The organism is Micromonospora sp. CPCC 205554, assembly GCF_036902745.1.
GTDB classification, from domain to species: Bacteria; Actinomycetota; Actinomycetes; order Mycobacteriales; family Micromonosporaceae; genus Micromonospora; species Micromonospora tulbaghiae.
The window spans coordinates 20,536-39,585 of sequence record NZ_JBAKHP010000041.1; the positions used below are offsets into that span (position 1 = coordinate 20,536).

At 70.9% G+C, this 19,050-nt stretch carries 16 protein-coding genes and 1 tRNA gene; 4 read left to right on the top strand and 13 right to left on the bottom strand.

What is annotated here, in order from left to right:
- Positions 1-13: 13 nt before the first annotated feature.
- The 11 genes from polA to V6U82_RS29445 all read right to left on the bottom strand — a co-directional run bounded on the left by polA (position 14) and on the right by V6U82_RS29445 (position 12,526).
- Positions 14-2,713 carry a DNA polymerase I gene (gene polA, locus V6U82_RS29395; RefSeq protein WP_334467048.1) on the bottom strand — a complete coding sequence of 900 codons (2,700 nt, stop codon included), beginning with the start codon at positions 2,711-2,713 and terminating at the stop codon, positions 14-16.
- A 72-nt stretch (positions 2,714-2,785) separates the two neighbouring features.
- Positions 2,786-3,589 (bottom strand): amino acid ABC transporter ATP-binding protein, encoded by an 804-nt coding sequence (locus tag V6U82_RS29400; RefSeq protein WP_334467050.1) that lies wholly within the window; start codon positions 3,587-3,589, stop codon positions 2,786-2,788.
- The gene (locus V6U82_RS29405; RefSeq protein ID WP_334467052.1) at positions 3,586-4,557 is read right to left on the bottom strand and encodes an amino acid ABC transporter permease; all 972 of its coding nucleotides are present in this window, start codon (positions 4,555-4,557) and stop codon (positions 3,586-3,588) included. The genes V6U82_RS29400 and V6U82_RS29405 overlap by 4 nt, the downstream gene beginning before the upstream one ends.
- Positions 4,558-4,559: 2 nt before the next feature.
- Complete coding sequence (locus tag V6U82_RS29410) at positions 4,560-5,471, bottom strand: ABC transporter substrate-binding protein (RefSeq protein WP_334467054.1); 912 nt, start codon at positions 5,469-5,471, stop codon at positions 4,560-4,562.
- A gap of 32 nt (positions 5,472-5,503) precedes the next feature.
- A complete protein-coding gene (locus V6U82_RS29415; RefSeq protein ID WP_128137324.1) occupies positions 5,504-6,214 on the bottom strand; it encodes an ABC transporter ATP-binding protein in 711 nt (236 codons plus the stop codon).
- Positions 6,204-7,049, bottom strand: a complete 846-nt coding sequence (locus V6U82_RS29420) for an ABC transporter ATP-binding protein (RefSeq protein WP_435123316.1) — start codon at positions 7,047-7,049, stop codon at positions 6,204-6,206. Before V6U82_RS29420 ends, V6U82_RS29415 begins: the two co-directional genes overlap by 11 nt.
- On the bottom strand, positions 7,042-8,181 hold the full coding sequence (locus tag V6U82_RS29425) for a branched-chain amino acid ABC transporter permease (RefSeq protein ID WP_128137322.1): 1,140 nt from the start codon (positions 8,179-8,181) through the stop codon (positions 7,042-7,044). Before V6U82_RS29425 ends, V6U82_RS29420 begins: the two co-directional genes overlap by 8 nt.
- Positions 8,178-9,128 carry a branched-chain amino acid ABC transporter permease gene (locus V6U82_RS29430; RefSeq protein ID WP_128137321.1) on the bottom strand — a complete coding sequence of 317 codons (951 nt, stop codon included), beginning with the start codon at positions 9,126-9,128 and terminating at the stop codon, positions 8,178-8,180. Before V6U82_RS29430 ends, V6U82_RS29425 begins: the two co-directional genes overlap by 4 nt.
- A gap of 104 nt (positions 9,129-9,232) precedes the next feature.
- The gene (locus V6U82_RS29435) at positions 9,233-10,393 is read right to left on the bottom strand and encodes a branched-chain amino acid ABC transporter substrate-binding protein (protein ID WP_128137320.1); all 1,161 of its coding nucleotides are present in this window, start codon (positions 10,391-10,393) and stop codon (positions 9,233-9,235) included.
- 257 nt (positions 10,394-10,650) lie between these two features.
- Positions 10,651-11,868 (bottom strand): hypothetical protein, encoded by a 1,218-nt coding sequence (locus V6U82_RS29440; RefSeq protein WP_334467059.1) that lies wholly within the window; start codon positions 11,866-11,868, stop codon positions 10,651-10,653.
- Between the two features lie 37 nt (positions 11,869-11,905).
- Positions 11,906-12,526, bottom strand: a complete 621-nt coding sequence (locus V6U82_RS29445) for an ANTAR domain-containing response regulator (protein ID WP_013287522.1) — start codon at positions 12,524-12,526, stop codon at positions 11,906-11,908.
- Positions 12,527-12,630: 104 nt separating this feature from the next.
- Here V6U82_RS29445 and V6U82_RS29450 point away from each other — a divergent pair.
- Together V6U82_RS29450 and V6U82_RS29455 are read left to right on the top strand one after the other, a co-directional pair.
- Positions 12,631-12,704, top strand: a tRNA-Leu gene (locus V6U82_RS29450).
- A 35-nt stretch (positions 12,705-12,739) separates the two neighbouring features.
- Positions 12,740-13,489, top strand: coding sequence for a transcriptional regulator (locus tag V6U82_RS29455; RefSeq protein WP_334467064.1), 750 nt, complete (start codon positions 12,740-12,742; stop codon positions 13,487-13,489).
- Between the two features lie 36 nt (positions 13,490-13,525).
- Here the strand turns inward: V6U82_RS29455 and V6U82_RS29460 are convergent, their stop codons facing one another.
- Positions 13,526-14,701: a trans-sulfuration enzyme family protein gene (locus V6U82_RS29460; RefSeq protein ID WP_334467067.1), complete on the bottom strand. Its 1,176-nt coding sequence runs from the start codon at positions 14,699-14,701 to the stop codon at positions 13,526-13,528.
- 83 nt (positions 14,702-14,784) lie between these two features.
- Between V6U82_RS29460 and V6U82_RS29465 the strand changes: the two genes are divergently transcribed.
- Both V6U82_RS29465 and V6U82_RS29470 read left to right on the top strand, forming a co-directional pair.
- Positions 14,785-15,264, top strand: a complete 480-nt coding sequence (locus V6U82_RS29465) for an Lrp/AsnC family transcriptional regulator (protein WP_047894721.1) — start codon at positions 14,785-14,787, stop codon at positions 15,262-15,264.
- A gap of 61 nt (positions 15,265-15,325) precedes the next feature.
- Complete coding sequence (locus tag V6U82_RS29470) at positions 15,326-16,321, top strand: LLM class flavin-dependent oxidoreductase (RefSeq protein ID WP_181726730.1); 996 nt, start codon at positions 15,326-15,328, stop codon at positions 16,319-16,321.
- Between the two features lie 167 nt (positions 16,322-16,488).
- Here V6U82_RS29470 and V6U82_RS29475 read toward each other — a convergent pair whose 3' ends face one another.
- A complete protein-coding gene (locus V6U82_RS29475; protein WP_334467076.1) occupies positions 16,489-18,756 on the bottom strand; it encodes a rhamnogalacturonan lyase family protein in 2,268 nt (755 codons plus the stop codon).
- Between the last annotated feature and the right edge of the window lie 294 nt (positions 18,757-19,050).

Consider the following 19,050-nt stretch of genomic DNA (forward strand, 5'->3'; position numbering starts at 1 on the left):
CGGGTGGGTGGGGTCAGTGGTCGGCGCTGTTCCAGTCGCGGCCCTCGCCCACCGAGACCTCCAGCGGCACCGACAGCGGGTACGCCTCGCCCATCTCCTTGCGTACCAGCGCCTCCAGCGTCTCGCGTTCGCCCGGCGCGACCTCGAAGACCAGCTCGTCGTGCACCTGCAGCAGCATCCGGGACCGCAGCCCGGCGTCGCGCAGCGCGCTGTCGACGTGCAGCATCGCGACCTTGATGATGTCGGCCGCCGAACCCTGGATCGGGGCGTTGAGCGCCATCCGCTCGGCCATCTCCCGGCGCTGCCGGTTGTCGCTGACGAGGTCGGGCAGGTAGCGGCGGCGGCCCAGGATGGTGGAGGTGTAGCCGTCCTGGCGGGCGCGGGCCACCACCTCCTGGAGGTAGTCGCGGACCCCGCCGAACCCGGCGAAGTAGTTCTCCATCAGCCCGCGCGCCTCCTCGGCGCTGATGCCGAGCTGCTGGGACAGGCCGAACGCGCTGAGCCCGTACGCCAGGCCGTAGTTCATCGCCTTGATCTTGCGGCGCTGGTCGGCGGTCACGTCGCCGACCTCGACGGTGAAGACCGACGACGCGGTCGCGGCGTGGAAGTCGTGCCCGGAGTTGAACGCCTCGATCAGCGCGTCGTCCGAGGACAGGTGCGCCATGATCCGCATCTCGATCTGGCTGTAGTCGGCGGTCAGCAGGCACTCGTAGCCCTCGCCGACCACGAACGCGCGCCGGATCCGCCGCCCCTCCTCGGTGCGGATCGGGATGTTCTGCAGGTTCGGCTCGGTGGAGGACAGGCGCCCCGTCGCCGCCACCGTCTGGTTGAACGTGGTGTGGATCCGGCCGTCGTCGGAGACGGACTTGAGCAGCCCGTCGACAGTCGACTTGAGCTTCGCCACGTCGCGGTGGCGCAGCAGGTGGTGCAGCAGCGGGTGCTCGGTCTGGGCGTAGAGCCACTGGAGCGCGTCGGCGTCCGTGGTGTAGCCGGTCTTGATCCGCTTGGTCTTGGGCAGACCCAGCTCGGTGAAGAGGATCTCCTGCAGCTGCTTCGGCGACCCGAGGTTGAACTCCCGGCCGACCACCTCGTAGGCACTCTGGGCGGCGGCCTTCACCTCGGCGGCGAAGTGCGCCTCCAGCTCGGAGAGGTAGTCGGTGTCGGCGGCGATGCCGGTGCGCTCCATGGTCGCGAGCACCCGCATCAGCGGCAGCTCCACGCCGGCCATCAGCCGGGCCGACTGCTCGCCGTCGCGGGACAGCTCGGCGTCGATCGCGTCGGCCAGGTCGAGCGTGGCGCGGGCCTGGAGCATGAGGTTCTGCTCGGCCACCCCCTCGTCGCCGAGCCCGTCGAGCGTGAGCTGACCGGTCTCCGGCGCGTCGACACGCAGCTCCCGGTGCAGGTAACGCAGCGCCAGGTCGGTCAGGTCGTAGGAGCGCTGGTCGGGGCGGGCCAGGTAGGCGGCGATCTGGGTGTCGCGGGCGATGCCCTGCAGCTCCCAGCCGTGCGCGGCGAACGCCAGCACCGCCGGCTTGCTGTCGTGCAGCACCTTCGGGCGCTCGGCGTCGGCGAGCCACCCGGCCAGCGCGGCCTCGTCGTCGGCGCCCAGGGTGCCCGGGTCGAACCAGGCGCCCGCGCCGGCGGCGGTGGCCAGCGCCATCGCGGTCACGGTGGCGGTGTGCCGGCGGTTGGGACCGGTGTCGAGCGTGACCGCCAGGCCCACCGGGGCGCCGGCCGGGGCGTGCGTGTCGAGCCAGCCCGCGAGCGCGCCCGGCTCGGTGAGCACCTCGCCGGCCAGATCGAAGCCCGCCTCGGCCTCGGGCTCGACCGCCTCCAGGTATTGGTAGAGCCGGTCGCGCAGGATGCGGAACTGGAGCGTGTCGAAGACCTGGTGCACCGCTTCGCGGTCCCAGCCCTGCCAGCGGGCGTCCTCGGGGCGCACCGGCAGCTCCAGGTCGGAGACCAGGCAGTTGATCTCGTAGTTGCGGATCACGTCGGCCAGCCGCTCGCGCAGGCTGTCGCCGGCCTTGCCCTTGATCTCGTCGGCGCGGGCCACCACGCCCTCGACACCGCCGTACAGGTTGATCCACTTGGCCGCGGTCTTCGGGCCGACGCCCGGCACGCCGGGCAGGTTGTCGCTGGTCTCGCCGACCAGCGCAGCCAGGTCGCGGTAGCGGTCCGGGGTGACGCCGTACTTCGCCTCGACCGCGGCCGGGTCCATCCGGGCCAGGTCGGAGACGCCCTTGCGCGGGTAGAGCACTGTCACCCGCTCGCCGACGAGCTGGAACGCGTCCCGGTCGCCGGTGGTGATCAGCACGTCCATGCCCTGGTCGCGGGCCTGGCAGGCGAGCGTGGCGATGACGTCGTCGGCCTCGTAGCCCTCCTTCTCGACCACCGGCACGCGCAGCGCGGCAAGGACCTCCTTGACCAGGCTGACCTGGCCCTTGAAGTCGGTCGGGGTCTCGCTGCGGCCGGCCTTGTACTCGGAGTACTTCTCGGTGCGGAAGGAGCGGCGGGAGACGTCGAACGCCACGACGATGTGCGTCGGCTGCTCGTCGCGCAGCACGTTGATCAGCATCGAGGTGAAGCCGTAGACGGCGTTGGTCGGCTGCCCCGTGGTGGTGGAGAAGTTCTCCACAGGCAGGGCGAAGAACGCCCGGTATGCCAGGGAATGTCCGTCGACGAGGAGCAGGCGCGGCGTCGTAGCTGTCACGGCTGCGACTCTAGTCCGTACGCCCGACAACTCCGGCCTCCGGTGCGGCGCGCGCCGCACCGGAGGCCGAGGTCAGAGAACCTTGGCCAGGAACGCCTTGGTCCGCTCGTGCTGCGGCGCCGAGATCACCTCGCGCGGGTCGCCCTGCTCGACCACCACACCGCCGTCCATGAACACGAGGTGGTCACCCACCTCGCGGGCGAAGCCGATCTCGTGGGTCACCACGATCATCGTCATGCCGTCACGGGCCAGGTCCTTCATCGTGTCCAGCACCTCGCCCACCAGCTCCGGGTCGAGCGCGCTGGTCGGCTCGTCGAACAGCATCAGCTTCGGCCGCATGGCCAGCGCCCGGGCGATCGCCACCCGCTGCTGCTGGCCGCCGGAGAGCTGACCGGGGTACGCGCCGAGCTTGTCGCCCAGTCCCACCCGGTCCAGCAGCTCCGCGGCGTGCTCGCGGGCCTGCGCCTTCTTGGCCTGGCGCAGCAGCACCGGGGCCTCCATGACGTTCTGCAGCACCGTCATGTGCGGGAACAGGTTGAACCGCTGGAACACCATGCCGATGGCCCGGCGCTGCGCGGCCACGTCCTTGTCCCGCATCTCGTACAGCTTGCCGCCGCGCTCCCGGTAGCCGATCAGGTCGCCGTCCACCCGGATCCGGCCGGCGTCGATCTTCTCCAGGTGGTTGATGCAGCGCAGGAACGTCGACTTGCCGGAGCCGGAGGGCCCGAGCAGGCAGCACACCTCGCCGGAGCGGACCTCCAGGTCGATGCCCTTGAGCACCTCCAGCGGCCCGAACGACTTGTGCACCTGCTCGGCCCGCACCATCAGCCCGGACCCGGCGGCCGGCGTCTGCGGGGAAGCGGTCATGTCCGTCATTGCGCCGTCCCACTCGTGGTGCCGCCGTTCTCGGCGGCGAGCCCTCGTAGCCGCTGTCGGGCTCGCCCGCTGCGTCCGAACCCCTTGGAGTAGTGCCGCTCCAGGTAGTACTGCCCCACCAGCAGGACGCTGGTCAGCAGCAGGTACCACAGCGTCGCGGCGACGTACATCGGGAAGGGCTGGAAGGTCCGCGAACCGACGGCCTTGAGCTGGAAGAACAGCTCCATCGACACCGGCACGAAGGCCACCAGGGAGGTGTCCTTGAGCATCGCGATGGTCTCGTTGCCGGTCGGCGGGATGATCACCCGCATCGCCTGCGGCAGCACGATCCGCCGCAGGATCTGCGCCCGGCTCATGCCCAGCGCCTGAGCCGCCTCGGTCTGCCCCTCGTCCACCGACTGGATGCCGGCCCGCACGATCTCGGCCATGTACGCGGCCTCGGACAGGCCCAGCGCCAGCATGCCGGCGACGAAGCCGGTGAGGATGTCGACCGCGCTGAACCCGAACAGCCGGGCCTCGAAGTCGTGCAACCCGAACAGGGCGCCGATCTGCCGGTCGAAGGGCAGACCGAACTCCAGCCGCGACCAGAGGATGCCGAGGTTGCCGAAGAGGATCGCCAGCACCAGCCGCGGCACCGCCCGGAAGAACCAGGTGTAGACCCAGGCCACGCCGCGCAGCACCGGGTTGGGCGACAGCCGCATGATCGCGATGACGATGCCCAGACCGATGCCGATCACCATCGACGTGATCAGCAGCAGGATGGTGCCGCGGAGCCCTTCGATGATCGGCGGGCGGAACATCTCGTCCACCATGAACGACCACTGGAACGCGGAGTTCGTGACCAGCATGTGCACGAACATCGCGACCAGTACGGCGATGACCGCCACGCCGACCCAGCGCCCGGGGTGCCGCACGGGCACGGCCTTGATCGGTTCTGGCCGTGCCCGTCCGGATGTGTCGACCGACATGGTCAGACCGACGGGTTCAGTTCAGCGTTGGTGATGGCGCCGCCCTCGACACCCCACTTGGTGAGCGCTGCCTTGTAGCTGCCGTCGGCGATGACCGCCTGCACGGCCTCCTTGAGCACCTCGGCGAACGCCTGCTGGTCCTTGTTCACCGCGTAGCCGTACGGCGCCGACTCGTAGATGTCGCCGAGCACCTCGAGCTGACCGTTGCTCTGCTTCACCGCGTACGCGCCGACCGGGGAGTCGGCCAGCATGGCGTCGTTCTTGCCGCTGCCCACGGCGGCGGTGGCGTCGCTCTGCGCCTGGTACTGGTCGATCTTGACGGCCGGCTTGCCGGCGTCGGTGCACTTCTTCGACCGGGCGGTGATGTCGTCGAGCTGGACGGTGCCGACCTGCACGGCGATCTTCTTGCCGCAGGCGTTCTCCGGGTCGACCCCGGCCGGGTTGCCCTTCTTGGTCGCCCACTGGGTGCCCGCCGAGTAGTAGCTCACCATGTTGACGCTCTTGAGGCGGTCGGGGTTGATGGTGAACGACGAGACGCCGACCTCGTACTTGCCCGAACCCACACCGGGCAGGATCGCGTCGAACGGCGCCGACTCGTACTCGGCCTTGAGGCCGAGCTTCTGCGCCACCGCGTTGAACAGCTCGACGTCGAAGCCGACCACGGTCTTGCCGTCGGAGTCGAGGAACTCGGCCGGGGCGTACGTCGAGTCGGTGCCGACCTTGATCACGCCGTCGGCCTTGATGGCGTCCGGCACCTTCGCCGCCAGGTTGGAGTCGGCCGTGGCGGACACCGACGGGCCGTCACCCGGCTCGGCCGAGTTCTCCTTCTCGCCGCACGCGGCGAGGGAGAGCAGCAGGACGGCCGCACCGGCGACGCCGAGCGCCGCCCGCCGTCCGGGGTTGGGGTGGAACATGGCTGTACTCCTTATTGCGAGGGGTCGGCCGGTCAGGCCACGCCGAGGTAGGCCTCTTTGACCGAGGGGTCGTGCAGCAGGTCCGCGCCGGAACCGCTCTTGACGATCCGGCCGGTCTCCAGCACGTACGCCCGGTGGGCGCGCGCCAGCGCCTGCTGGGCGTTCTGCTCCACCAGGAGGATGGTGGTGCCCTGCTGGTTGATCTCCGTGATGATCGTGAAGATCTGCTGGATCAGCATCGGCGCGAGACCCATCGACGGCTCGTCGAGCAGCAGCAGCTTCGGCCGGCTCATCAGCGCCCGGCCGACGGCGAGCATCTGCTGCTCGCCGCCGGAGAGCGTGCCGCCGGGCTGCTTGCGCCGCTCGGCCAGTCGCGGGAACAGCTCCAGCACCCGGGCCAGGTCCTGGGCGATGCCCGCCTTGTCCCGCCGGGTGTACGCGCCCATGTCCAGGTTCTCCAGCACCGACATGCCGGGGAAGATGCCCCGGCCCTCGGGCGCCTGGCACAGCCCGCGCCGGACCCGCAGGTCGGCCCGGAGCTTGGTGATGTCCTCACCGGCGAACTTGATCTTGCCGGAGGCGACCGGCCGGATGCCGGAGATCGCCCGCATGGTGGTGGACTTGCCGGCGCCGTTCGCGCCGATCAGCGCGACGATCTCGCCCTCGTCCACGGTCAGGCTGATGCCGTGCAGCGCCTGGATCCGCCCGTAGAGCAGGCTCACGTCCTCGATCTCAAGCAGCATCGTCCGGCACCCCCAGGTACGCCGCGACCACCTTCGGGTTGTCCCGCACCTCGGCGGGCAGCCCTTCGGCGATCTTCTTTCCGAACTCCAGGACCACGATCCGGTCGGTCACGCCCATCACCAGGCGCATGTCGTGCTCGATCAGCAGCACCGTCACGCCCTGGTCCCGGATCTGCCGGATGAGCTGGAGCAGCTCCTCCTTCTCCGCCGGGTTGAAGCCGGCGGCCGGCTCGTCCAGGCAGAGCAGCTTCGGGTCGGTGGCCAGCGCGCGGGCGATCTCCAGCCGCCGCTGCTCGCCGTAGGACAGGTTGCGGGCGAACTCGTGCATCCGGTTCTTGATGCCGACGAACTCCAGCAGGCGCTCGGCCTTCTCCCGGCCCTCGCGCTCCTCCTTCCAGTGCCGCGGCAGGCGCAGCAGGGCGGAGATCACGCTGGTCTTGTGGTGCGCGTCCGCGCCGACCTGGACGTTCTCCAGCGCGGTCATCTCCGGGAAGAGACGGATGTTCTGGAAGGTACGGGCCATGCCCATCCGGGTGATCTGGTGGCGCTTCTTGCCACTGATCTTCTCGCCCAGGAACCGAATCTGCCCCTCGGTGGGCTGGTAGATGCCGGTCATCGCGTTGAAGCAGGTGGTCTTGCCGGCGCCGTTCGGGCCGATCAGACCGAGGATCTCACCCTTGTAGAGGGTGAAGTCCACGTCGTTGAGGGCCACCACGCCGCCGAAGCGCAGCGTGACGTGGTCGACCTCCAGCAACGGCTCCCGCTCGGCGACCGCCTCGACGGCGGGGGCCGCCGCCTGGGCCGGAACCTTCGGGTTCTGCTCGGTGTCACTCACCGACGATCACCTCCTTGCGGCGGTCCTTGAACTCCGCCGCTCGTCGCCGGTTCGGGATCAGGCCCTGCGGCCGGAAGATCATCATCACCACGAGCACCAGGCCGAAGAAGAGGAACCGGTACTCGTACAGCTCGATGCCGAACAGCTCGATGCCACGGAACCGCTCGATCATGTACGCCACCAGGCCACCGCCGACGATCGCGCCGACGATGTTGCCCGAGCCGCCGAAGATGACGGCGGCCAGGATGATGATCGAGTTGAGCAGCTCGAAGTTCTGCGAGTTGACGAAGTTCTGCTTACCGGCGAACAGCGCGCCGGCCAGGCCGGCGATGGCCGCGCCGGAGGCGAACGCCCACAGCTTGAACTTGAACGTCGGCACGCCCATGAGCTGGGCTGCGTCCTCGTCCTCGCGGATCGAGATCCAGGCCCGGCCGACCCGGCTGTGGGTCAGGTTCCGCACCCCGATCACCACCAGGATGATCAGCGTGAGCACCAGCCAGTAGTACGGGCGGGCGTCGAGTACGCCGAACACCGGCCGGCCGTCGGCGTACTCGCCGGGCGGGTGCGGGATCTCGCTGAAGCCCCGCTGTCCCCTCAGGAACTCGGAACTGACCGCTGCGATCCGGATCATCTCGGCGAAGCCGAGCGTCACCAGCGCCAGGTAGTCACCGCGCAGGCGCAGCGTCGGCGTTCCCAGCATGACGCCGGAGACCATGGTCAGGCCGATCGCGATCGGCACCACCAGCAGCCACGGCCACAGCGTCTTGAGATTGCTGCTCGGCGAGGTCAGCACCGCGACCGTGTACGCGCCGACGGCGAAGAAGCCGAAGTAGCCGAGGTCGAGCAGGCCGGCGAAGCCGACCACGATGTTGAGCCCGACCGCCAGCAGCACGTAGATCGAGACCGTGAACAGCACCTGGGTGAAGTTCGCCCCGGGCGTCGGGATCGGCCCGAGGTACTGGTAGAACTCCTTGTTCGGCAGCGCGTAGAAGAACACGATGACCGCGGCCAGCAGCACCCAGCGCACCCAGCGCGGTGCGTGGTGCCAGCGCTCCGAGATCGCGTGCCGGCCCTGCCGCAGCTTGTCCGCCGCCGTCTCCCGCCGCTCCGGCGGGTCGATGGTGGTCGTCATGCGCGTGCCCTCCCCAGTGATTCGCCCAGCAGACCGGTCGGGCGGAACATCAGCAGCACGACCAGCACCGCGAACGCGGCGAAGTCCTTCCACTGACTGCCGAACAGACCCGAGGCGTAGTTCTCCACGACGCCGAGCAGCAACCCGCCGATCAGCGCGCCGCGCAGGTTGCCGATACCACCGAGCACCGCCGCGGTGAACGCCTTGAGGCCCAGCAGGAAGCCGACGCTGTAGGTGAGCGTCTGGATCCGCACGTCGTAGAGCAGGCCCGCGACACCGGCCATGGTGCCACCGGCGATGAAGACCATCAGGATGATGCGGTCCTTGTTGACGCCCATCAGGGCCGCCGTGTTGGCGTCCTGGGCGACCGCGCGGATGCCGCGGCCGGTACGGCTGCGGTTGATGAACTGGTCCAGCGCGAACATCATCACCAGCGCGGAGCCGATCGTGAGCAGCTGCACCGCGTCGATCGGCACCCCGGCGATGCGGAACAGCGGCTCGGAGCTGACCAGCCGGGGCGCGCCCTCCGGCAGACGACGCGTGTAGACGCCGAACGCCTCGGAGATGGCGATCGAGGCGCCGATCGCGGTGATGAGGAACGCCAGCGGCGGCGCGTTGCGCTTACGCAGCGGCCGGTACGCCACCCGTTCGATCACCGTGGCGGTGCCCGCCGAGGCGATGGCCGCCACGATCATCGCCACCAGCAGGTAGAACATGATCGATCCAACACCGCTGACCTGCGAGTTCTGATCGAGTCCGAAGCCGTTCCAGGTCCAGATCGCGGCGAACGCACCGGCGATGAAGACCTCGGAGTGGGCGAAGTTGATAAGCCTGAGCACGCCGTAGACAAGCGTGTAGCCGAGCGCGACCAGGGCGTAGATGGCGCCCTGCGTCAAGCCGGTCGTGGTGAGTTCCCCGAAGTTGGAGAACAATCCGTCGAAGTCCAAGGAGGGACGCTCCGTCGCTCAAGAGAAAAAGAGGGTGCGGCCGGGAGCCAGCTCCCGGCCGCACCCGCGATCACAACTCAATCGCCAGCCCAGCGATCGACCGATCAGGACTTGGGGATCTCCTGGTCCGGGACGACCTTGCCGCCCTGGACCTTGAACGCCCAGACCTTGACCTGCGCCGGGTCCAACTCGCCACCCTCGACGAACTTGTAGGTGGAGGCCACGCCCTCGCCGCTGTAGCCCTTGACGAACTCCAGCAGGTCGGCCCGGCTGGTCTTACCGGCCTTGATACCGGCCAGCAGGATGTTCGCGGCGTCGAACGCGGTGTCGCTGTAGGTGCCCGGGTCGGTGCCGTTGAGCGCCTTGAAGTCGGCGGCGAAGGTGCCGCGCGCCTCGGTGGACGGCTGGCAGGGGCAGGTGAGGATGGTGCCCTCGGCAGCCGCCTGGCCGGCGGAGGTGATGTAGGCGCCGTCGTTCACGCCGTCACCGGCGACCAGCGGAGCGGTGACGCCGGCAGCGGTGAGCTGCTTACGGATCAGGCCGGCCTCCTGGTAGTAGCCGCCGTAGAAGACCGCCTTGACGTTGGCGGCCTTGACCTTGGTGACCACACCCGAGAACTCGGTCTGCTTGCCCTCACCCTGGACCTTGTCGCTGCCCACGACCGCGGGGCCGAGCACCTTCTTGACCTCGTCGGCCAGACCGGCGCCGTACGCCGACTGGTCGTCGATGACGTAGACCCGGTCGGCCTTGAGCACGTTCTTCATGTAGACGCCGGCGGCCGGGCCCTGGCTCAGGTCGTTGCCGACCGCGCGGAAGAACGTCTTCCAGCCCTTGGTGGCCAGGGTCGGGTTGGTCGCGGAGGGGGTGATGGTGACCAGACCGGCCTCGTTGAACAGCGGGCCGGCGGCCTCGGACTCGCCCGAGTAGGCCGGACCCACGACACCCAGGATCTTGGTGTCGTCGATCGCCTTCTGGGCCAGACCCGGCGCCTGGTCCGGGCTGCCCTGCGAGTCGAGCTCGGCGAGCTCCACCTTGCAGTCCGGGTTCTCCTTGTTGTACTTGTCGACGGCCAGCTTGACGCCGTTCTTCTCGTTGATGCCCAGCGCGGCCGAGCTACCGGTCAGCGCGCCGAAGAAAGCGATCTTGCTCCCGCAGGCGCTGCCCCCGGAACCCTCATCGTCGCTGCCGCTGGAACAAGCGGTGCCACCGGCGACGAGCGCCAGCATGGCGACCCCGCCGATCACGCGTGCGAGCTTCTGCCTCAAGGCCCGAACCCTCCTCCGTCCATGATCCGAACCACCCGCCGCTGATTGGCCCTTGCGGGGTGGACGAACCAAGACCGTCGTCGCCGGTCTGGGGCGGGACGTTATCCCACCGTGGGCGGTGGCGTAAGACCTGGAAAGCGGGGTTGACCGAACCGTTACACGCCGTGGCGGATTCAAGCCCATCGGCGTAAGAACCGAAGGCGCGCAAAGGCTTTCGCCGACTATTCCTCGGTAACGGGCCAGGCCCTCTCCACCCCCTACCGATCGACGGTCGGCAACGTCCCCCACCAGGCACGGGATGCTTTCCCGTCATCGGCGACCACGAGCAGCCGGTCGTCTCGGACGGCCACCGCCAGCGCCGCGTCGCCCCCGTCCGGCACCGGCACCGGCGTGATCACCGGAAGCCACGACGCGCCGCCGTCACGCGACATCCAGAGCCGTCGCTGAGCCCCGTCCCCGGTCACCGCGACGAGCCGCCCGCCGGACACCGCGAGGGCGTCCGCCGACGACACCCCGGGGCCCGCCGAGCCGAACCCGCCGACCCGCCGCCACCCCTGCGCCACACCCGCCGGGCCGGCGGACGGCGAGCCGCAGTCGTCGCACCCGCGCCACACCGCGAAGCGGTCACCCACCGGACCGAGGGCCACCGGGCCGCCGTCGGCCGACACCACCCGCTCCGCCGCTCCGGCCGCCCCCGACGGCACCGGCAGGACCACCCGCCGCCACACCCGGCCGTCGGCCGAGAACCACGACAGCGGCGTCCGGGCCGTACCACGGGGCGGCAGCAGCGACCCGACGGCCACCCACCCGGACCCCACCGCCGCCACGTCGTACGCCGCCGTCGGGCCCCGGTCGTCGCCGGCCAGCTCCGCGACGCCCTCACGCACGACGAACCCCTCGGCGTCGGGCGACGTCCACACCGCCGCTCCGTCGGCCCGCGTCCCGGCGACCAGCCACCCCGCCGGCCCCGCCGCCAGCCGCGACGCGCTCACCGCGCGCGGGCCGCCGAACAGCTCGAACGCCGCCGGCACCTCCCGCAACGGTCCACCCGGACGCCACACCCACGTTCCGGTACGCGGATTGCCGTGCACGCCACCGGTCTTCGCGCCCAGCGCCGCCATGCCGTCGTCGCGGCACGCCACGGCGTAGAGCACGTGCCCGCGGCCGTAGAACGTCTGCGCGCGTACCGGAATCGCCGACCAGGCCACGCCGTCCGAACTGAACCACGCCGCCGGCCGGGTCTCCCCCGCCGCGTCGACCAGCCCGCCCACCACGTACCACCGGTCGGCGCACCGCGCGACGTCGCGCGGCACCGGACGCCCCGCGGCGCCGGCGGGAAGGACCAGCTCCACGGGCTGCCACCGCGGGCGGACCGGCGCGGGCTCGGGCAGCGGTCGCGGCGTGGCGTGGCAGGCCGCCAGGAGCAGCGCGGCGGCAGCGGCGACGAGGGCCGGCCGGGCGCGCGCGGGAGACATGGATCCGATCCTATCGATCGGACGCCTCCCCGGGCGGTCAGGACGCGGGCTGCTCCACCTCGCCGCCGGCGGTCTCGGCGAGGATCCGCTCGGCGACCTCCTTCATGGTCATCCGGTGGTCCATCGCGGTGCGCTGGATCCACTTGAACGCCTGCGGCTCGGTCATGCCGTACGTGGTCATCAGCGCGCCCTTGGCGCGCTCGACGGTCTTGCGGATCTCCAGCCGGTCGGTGAGGCCGGCCACCTCCGACTCCAGCGCGGCGATCTCGGAGTAACGGGACAGCGCGATCTCCACCGCCGGCACCAGGTCGCTCTTCTGGAACGGCTTGACCAGGTACGCCATCGCGCCCGCCGCCCGCGCCCGCTCCACCAGGTCACGCTGGCTGAACGCGGTCAGGATGATCACCGGGGCGATGCGCGCGCCGGCGATCCGCTCGGCGGCGGCCAGCCCGTCCATGATCGGCATCTTGATGTCGAGGATGACCAGATCCGGCTTGAGCTCCTCGGCGAGCTTGACGGCGGTCTCGCCGTCACCGGCCTCGCCGACCACCTCGTAGCCCTCTTCGACGAGCATCTCGGCCAGGTCCAGCCGGATGAGCGCCTCGTCCTCGGCGATCAGAACGCGCTTGCGCTCGGCGTCCGCCTGCATCTCGCCCACGAGCCACTCCCACCGGTTCGAGCCCGACACCCGCCCTGCCGGGTGTCGCCGCCCCTAGCGTAGTAGGTAACCTATGGCACGACGCGAGAGCGTCACGCGAGCATGTCCCCGTATTCCAATCGGTAGAGAAACGGAGCTCAAACCTCCGACAGTGTGGGTTCGAATCCCACCGGGGACACCGAAACTGTCGTACGCGCGTTCGAAGATGGCCGCGTGCATCCACCCGAGATACGCGCGCGAGCACGTCAGGCCTTCCTGTCCGGGGCCACCGTCGCGGAGGCGGCCCGCGCAGTGGGCCTCAACTACCGCACCGTCTGGCACTGGTGCAGGGATCGGCCGGAACCGAAGCAGCACGGCACCGCGCTGCGGTGTTTCCGCTGTCGCGAGGGTGTCCGCGTTCCGACAGATCCGGCGGCCTATGCCTATCTCCTCGGGCTCTACCTGGGCGATGGGCATCTCGTGACCAGGGCGCGGGTGCCGGTGCTCCGGATCTCCTGCAGTGACAGCTGGCCCGGGCTGATCGAGGCGTGCGACGACGCCATGCGACGGGTCCTGGCGGAGAAGGTCCAGCGCGTCCGGCATCCGGGCTGCGTCAGCGTGCAGAGCTACGGCACGCACTGGCCGTGCCTGTTCCCGCAACACGGGCCGGGCAGGAAGCACCAGCGTCCGATCGTCCTCGCGGACTGGCAGCGCCCCATCGTCGAGGCCCAGGCGGGCGACTTCCTGCGCGGCCTCTTCCACTCCGACGGGTGCCGCTTCGCCAACCGGGTCGTCGTGCGGGGCAAGGCGTACGTCTATCCCCGTTACATGTTCAACAACGATTCGGCCGACGTCATGGGCCTGTGCCAGCAGGCCCTCGACCGGCTCGGCATCGCCTGGCGGATGAACCGCCGCAATTCCCTGTCCGTGGCTCGCCGGGAGGCAGTGGCCGCCCTCGACCGGCACGTCGGCCCGAAGTCGTGACCGGGCGACGCCGCGGACGCGGGCGACCGGCCGCCGTCAGATCCGCGCCAGCGCCCGGGCGAGGTCCGCCCGCAGATCCTCCGGGTCCTCCAGGCCGACCGAGACGCGCAGCAGTCCGCCGCAGGGCTTGGCGTCGCCCTCGACCGGCCGGTGGGTGAGCGACGCCGGGTGCTGGATCAGCGTGTCGACGCCGCCGAGCGACACCGCGTGCGTGATCAGCTCGCAGGCGCCGGCGACCTCGGCCGCGGCGGGCGCGCCGCCGCGTACCTCGAAGGCGAGCAGGCTGCCGGTGCCGGACATCTGGCGGCCGACCAGTCCGGCCGGGTCGTGCAGGGACGGGTGGTGGACGCGCTCGACGGCGGGGTGCCCGGCGAGCCAGGCGGCGAGCTTCTCCGCGCCGGCCTGCTGGGCGCGGACCCGCAGCGGGAGGGTCTGGATGCCGCGGTGCAGCAGGTACGCGCCGAGCGGGTGCAGGACGGCGCCGGTGACGGCGCGGACCTGGCGCAGCCGGGCGGCCCACTCGGGTGCGCAGGCGACGACGCCGGCGAGGACGTCGCCGTGGCCGCCGATGCTCTTGGTGGCGCTGTGCAGCACGAGCGCGGCGCCGTGGCGGGCGGGCTGCTGGAGCACCGGGGTGGCGACTGTGTTGTCGACGAGCAGCGGGACGTCACCGGCGGCGTCGGCGAGCGCGGCGATGTCGACCAGGTCGAGGCTGGGATTGGCCGGCGTCTCGACCACGACCAGGGCGGTGTCGGGGCGGATGGCGGCGGCGACGTCGGCGGGCGCGGCCCAGGTGACCTCGGTGCCGAGCAGGCCGGTGGCGAGGACGTGGTCGGTGCCGCCGTAGAGGGGGCGGACGGCGACGACGTGACGCTTGCCGTCGCGGGTGGCGGCGAGCAGGGTGGCGGTGAGCGCGGCCATGCCGCTGGCGAACGCGACGGCTTCGGCGGTGCCTTCGAGCTGGGCGAGCGCGGTCTCGAACCGGGCCACTGTGGGGTTCCAGAGGCGCTGGTAGACGGCGCTGCCGCCGGCCGGGAGGGTGCCGCCGGTGGCGAGCGTCTCGTAGTCGTCACCGCCGCCGGCCACCGAGGGCAGCGGATTGGTGGTGGACAGGTCGATCGGCGGGACGTGGACGCCGAGCCCGGCGAGGTCTGCGCGCCCGGCGTGTACGGCTGCGGTGTCCACGGAAGTCATGCCGGAAGCGTCGAACATGACGACGTCTGGAGGCAATAGCGACGAACAACATTCTGGTAATCACGCTTTCGCTTGGCAGTGATTCGGTGAAGGATGGTCACATGCCTGCCGCACCGAATGATGTACGGCCGTTCGCCGGCCTGGACGACACCGACCGCGCGATCCTCACCGAGCTGGCGGCCGACGGCCGGCTGCCGAACAACGCGCTGGCCGAGCGCGTCGGGGTGGCGCCGTCGACGTGCCTGACGCGTACGCGGGCGCTGCGCGAGTGCGGGGCGATCCGCGGGTTCCACGCCGAGGTGGATCCGGCGGCGGTGGGGCTGCCGTTGCAGGCGCTGGTCTCGGTGCGGCTGACCGCGCACGAGCGGGCCGCTGTGGACGCGTTCCGGGCCCGGTCGGTACGGCTGCCCGGGGTGGTGTCGGTGTTCCACGTGGCGGGCGCGGAGGACTACGTGCTGCACGTGCGGGCCGCGTCGGGCGACGCGCTGCGGGACTTCGTGCTGGACCATCTGGCTGTCGATCCGGCGGTGCAGCACACGCAGACCAGCCTGATCTTCGAGCAGGCGCGGGGTATGGGGTAGCGCACCCGGCGGAACAATTCCGGCAGGTGGCGGGTTGCACCTCCGTGTGATCGACGTACCCATGTCTGTTCTTGATCTTGCCCCGGTGGCGGCGACCGGCAGTGCCGGTGAGGCGCTGCGGTACACCACGGAGCTGGCCCGCCGCACCGAGGAGCTGGGCTACCGCCGGTTCTGGGTGGCCGAGCACCACAACATGCCCGCCATCGCGAGTTCCGCTCCGGCGGTGCTGCTCGCGCACCTGGCGGCGAACACCAGCACGATCCGGCTCGGCTCGGGCGGCGTGATGCTGCCCAACCACGCGCCGCTGGTGGTGGCCGAGCAGTTCGGCACGCTGGAGGCGCTGCACCCGGGCCGGATCGACCTGGGCATCGGCCGGGCGCCGGGCACCGACCAGGTGACCGCGCTGGCGCTGCGCCGCACCATGGAGGGCCTGTCCGCCGAGCACTTCCCGCGTGAGCTGGCCGACCTGATGAACTACTTCTCCGGCGCCGAGCCGGGCCCGATCACCGCGACGCCGGGCCGTGGCCAGTCGCCGCAGGTGTGGCTGCTCGGGTCGAGCGGGTTCAGCGCGCAGCTGGCCGGCCTGCTGGGGCTGCCGTTCTCGTTCGCGCACCACTTCAGCTCGCAGAACACGATCCCGGCGTTGCAGCTCTACCGGCAGAACTTCCGTCCCTCGCAGTGGCTGGACCGGCCGTACGCGATGGTGGCGGTGAACGCGGTCTGCGCGGAGACCGACGAGCGGGCCGAGTGGCTGGCCGGGCCGTCCGGGCTGTCGTTCCTGAAGCTGCGGTCGGGGCGGCCGGAGCCGCTGGTCACGCCGGAGGAGGCGGCGGCGTACCCGTACTCGGAGTTCGAGCGGGAGTTCGTCGCGCAGCGCCGCGACGGCCAGGCGACCGGCTCGCCGGAGACTGTGGCCCGGCAGCTCGGGGAACTGCTGGAGCGCACCGGCGCGGACGAGCTGATGCTCACCACGATGGTCTACGACGTGGCCGACCGGGTCCGCTCGTTCGAGCTGATCGCCGAGAAGGTGGCGGGCGGGCTGCGCCGGGAGGGCTGAAACACGCTCTTCATAGCCACGTCACCGCACCGTCGCGCGGGACGCATAACTTTGTCCCCGGTGGTGGTACGGCATTCCCGGTCGGGACGGGTCGGGAATGCTGCGGTGTGGTGCACCGGGTCGCCGGCGGAGCGGATTCCGCGGCCGGCGACCCGGTGCCTGCCGTTTCAGCGCAGGTAGATGTTCGGCGCGGGCGGGGTGCTCATGCCGTCGCCCAGGTGGAAGCCCGGGTGCGGCGGCTGGTTGTAGGCGGTGTTCTGCCAGGCCACCGCCACCCGGTACTGCGGGTCGTGCATCAGCGTCGGCAGACGCAGGCCGGTGGTCACAGGCGTGCTGTAGATCCGGAGCGCGGTGCTGTCGGAGGTGCGCCAGACCACCTCCTCGCGCCAGTCGCCGACCAGGTCCGCCGAGAGCGCCGGGGTGGACTTGGTGCCGTTGTTCGAGGCGACGCCGTTGCCGGTGAGCAGCCGGGTCTCGCCGCCGGTGCCGTACTTGTCGATCTTCGTGGCGTCGAGCAGCTCCCGGACCGGGTCGCCGTCCCACCAGACCAGGAAGTTCGCCGACGACGGTTTGCGCCCGACGTTCTGCCCCCGGGTGTTGAGCAGCCCGTCGACAGCCGACGACCAGGACTCCGCCCCCGGGCTGCCCGCCCAGACGTCGGCGGAGACGCCACGGCCGTTGTCGCCGCTCGGCGCGGTCTGCCAGATGATCTGCCCCGTACGCGCGTCGGCCATCCAGGAGCTGGGCTTGCTGCCGTCCTCGTCGACCTTGAACACCTCAAGGCCCGAACGGGAGGGGTCGAGGTCGCCGACGTGCAGCGCGTCACCGTGGCCGTTGCCGGTGGAGTACAGCAGCCGGCCGTTGTCGTCGATGGTGGCGGCGCCGTACACGATCTCCTGGCGGCCGTCGTTGTCCACGTCGGCCACGGAGAGCTGGTGGTTGCCCTGGCCGGCGGCGGCGCCGTTGCCGGAGGCGTTCGAGTCGAACGTCCAGCGCTTGCGCAGCGTGCCGTCGCGGAAGTCCCAGGCCGCGACGACGGCCCGGGTGTAGTAGCCGCGCGCCATGATCAGCGAGGGGCGCTGCCCGTCCAGGTACGCGGTGCCGGCGAGGAACCGGTCGACCCGGTTGCCGTACGAGTCGCCCCAGGAGGAGACGGTTCCGCGCGGCGGATCGTAGTCGACTGTGGACACCGCGGCACCGGTGCGGCCGTCGAACATGGTCAGGTACTCCGGGCCGGCGAGCACGTAGCCGCTGGAGTTGCGGTGGTCGGCCGAGCCGTTCCCGATCACCTGGCCGGTGCCGGAGCGGGTGCCGTCGGCGGTCTTCATGGCCACCTCCGCGTCTCCGTCGCCGTCGTAGTCGTACACCTGGAACTGGGTGTAGTGGGCGCCGGCGCGGATGTTGCGGCCGAGGTCGACGCGCCACAGCCGGGTGCCGGTGAGGGTGTACGCGTCGACGTAGACGTTGCCGGTGTAGCCGGACTGCGAGTTGTCCTTGGCGTTCGACGGGTCCCACTTGAGCACGAGCTCGTAGCGGCCGTCGCCGTCGAGGTCGCCCACGCTCGCGTCGTTCGCCGAGTAGCTGTACCCCTCCCCGGCGGGGGTGGTGCCGCCGGGTGGCGGCTGGATCGGCACGTCCAGCCAGCCGTTGGCGAACTGGAGGGCCGGGGCGGACGCGGCCTGCTCGGCGCCGTTCACCACGGCCCGCACGGTGTACGCCGTTCCGGCCGCCGCGCCGCTGTCCAGGTACGTGGTCGCGCCGGTGATCGGACTGCCGTTGACCTTGGTACCGCCCCGGTAGAGGTCGAACGCCACGCCCGAGGTCTCGGTGCCGAGCAGCCGCCAGGAGACCAGGTTCCCGCTGCCGGAGCGGACGCTGACCAGGCCCCGATCGAGGTCCTCCATCTGCTTCGCGCCGGCCGGCGGGGTGGTCGGCGGGGGCGTGGTGGGCGGGGGCGTCGACGGCGGTGGAGTGCTCGGCGGTGGCGTCGACGGCGGCGGGGTGGTGGACGGCGCGCCGGTGCAGGCGGTGCCGTTGAGCGTGAACGCGGCCGGGACCGGGTTCGACGCGTTGTTCCACGAACCGTTGAAGCCGAAGTTCGCGGTGCCGCCGGTGCCGATGGCCGCGTTGTAGCCGGCGTCGCGGGCGCTCACCTGCGCGCCGGACTGGCTGACCGTCGCGTTCCACGCCTGGACGACCTGCTGGCTGGCGGCGAAACTCCAGCCGAGGGTCCAGCCGTCGACCGGGTCGCCGAGGTTGGTCACTGTCACGTCGGCGCCGAAGCCGCCGCTCCACTGGTTGGTGATCCGGTAGTCAACCCGGCAGGCGACGGCCGCCGCGGCGGCCGTCATCGTGGTGAGCGCGCCGGCCGACAGCGTGACCGCCGAGGCCGCGGCGAGCAGCGCGATCCGGCGGCGTGGGGTGGTGGGGTGCACGGGGAATGCCTTTCGCGGAGGTCAGGCACGCGACGAGGGCCGGTCTGCCCGGACCGGCGGTCACGTGCCCTGACGCGACGGCGACGTCGAGACATCGACGTCGGTGATTCAGCTCCGCGCTCCGTCAGCCTAGGTCACCGCCGGACACCCTCACAAGCGCGGCGGAGCGGTGGAGCGGCGGCCGGCGAGAAGGAATGACCGGCAGCCGATATACCTGAGAGTCATAAATATGGGTCTTGTGACGGATGTGTGGGTCGGGTGTTCATGGGCGGGGTAGTTCGGGTCGGTGGCCGC